This is a genomic window from Ruegeria sp. AP12 (assembly GCF_056540025.1).
Window position 1 is genome coordinate 1 of sequence record NZ_JBQFVZ010000050.1, and the last position, 1,532, is coordinate 1,532.

The window sequence follows — 1,532 nt, forward strand, 5'->3', positions numbered from 1 at the left end:
CCTTCGCGCGCATATCCTCCAGCGCCGAATCCATTGGCAGGGATTCGGTTGCGTTCAGAAAGCGTTCAAGCTGTCTGACGTCCTTTTCGGTTCCGGGAAATTCGATCATTCCGCTGCCTTTGCTTGTCCTTCGTCCGCGCGCACCGGGCCGAACACCGTTTCCAGTTCATCGGCGATGCGACGGGCCCGGTCGAACGCATACTGCGCTTCGGCCTGAGCATTAGTTTCACCCGATCCGGTCCGGTGTTCAAGATAGCCGCCCAACAGCGCCACATAGTGGTCCAAAACCGTTTTCAGCCGCTCCATCATGTTTTCACGCGCCGTGTCGATCAGATCATCCCCGATCAGTTCGAATTCCTGCACGATCATCCGCTCTGCACGCGTGACGACGCTTTTGCGCGAAATCAGGCGCGACAGCCAGTTCACCCTCAACTCCACCGTAATACCGCGGGTCAGGGCCGTTGTGTCCGGACGGAACCACCGCACCGCGCTGGTGTTCATGCGGTTGTCGACGGGATCCTGCCATCCGGGCAAGGCGCGCAGGGCCGCGTTGGCCTGCATGTCGATCGCGTAAAGCTCGCTCAGCATGCGCTGGCGGACGACCTGCGTGGCCCCCTGGATCAACTCGCGCATCCGGTCGCGTAGAGGGGTAAAGTTCAACTCGGTCTCAGCACCTTTGGCCAGCAGAGGCGAATTGCCATCCGGGCCACGCACCACGGCCGAGACCGCCTCGGCCACCGTGTCATCCATGACGCCGCGCAAATTGGCCAGCACGTCATCCATGTCGCGCGTCATCACCTCGGTCTTCTCGGCGACTAGCGCCCTGAGTTCACCAAGCGTTTTGTTGTTTTCGTCCAGATCAACTGCAGTAGAGCCGTCCTCGGATTCAAGCGCGCGCAGCTCGGCCTGCGACCGTTCAAATTCGCCCTGCGCGAAACTGTTCAGATGCTGCCACGCCATCCGCAGCTGTTCGCTGCGAGGGCCGTCGGCCAAGGCCTGTGTCACATGCCGCCGCAGATCCGGCAGACCAGAGGCGATCATGGCAGCAAAGCGCAGAACGCCTTCGCGGCTGATCGGGCCGGGGCCTTGCTTGATCTCTTCCACACCGTCCAAATACTGCTTCATCTGCTCGGGATGGGCGCGCAGCCAGGCTAGGACGTCATCGTGATTGACGCCGGTCTCATCCCCGGTCAGCGCATAATGTGCCCATTGGGCACTGCCCATCAGCACATCAATGTCCGAGTTCCCCAGCGCTTGTTCCAAACCGTCCAGAACATCACTGCGCACCTTGCCGGCATCCTCGGCCCCGCCGCCCAGCTCATCCACGCGGTTGATGAAGACGACGATCTGGCCCAGTTCCAGCGCTTGCATCAGGCGGAACAGCTTCAGATCAGCCCGTGACAAAGCCTGATGCGCGGACAGAACCACCACAAAGAAATCGGATTCCTTGAGGTATTGGCGCGAGATTTCCTCGCGGATCAGCAGCGGGTCGTTGACACCCGGCGTATCGGTAACAGTCAGCGGAAACGGGA

1 protein-coding gene is annotated in these 1,532 nt (G+C 61.0%); it reads right to left on the bottom strand.

The genetic code is table 11. The features are described 5' to 3' along the window. Positions 1–105 precede the first annotated feature (105 nt). Positions 106–1,532 (bottom strand): P-loop NTPase family protein (locus ACR0E6_RS21075; protein ID WP_480586976.1); only part of this gene is annotated, 1,427 nt, incomplete at its 5' end.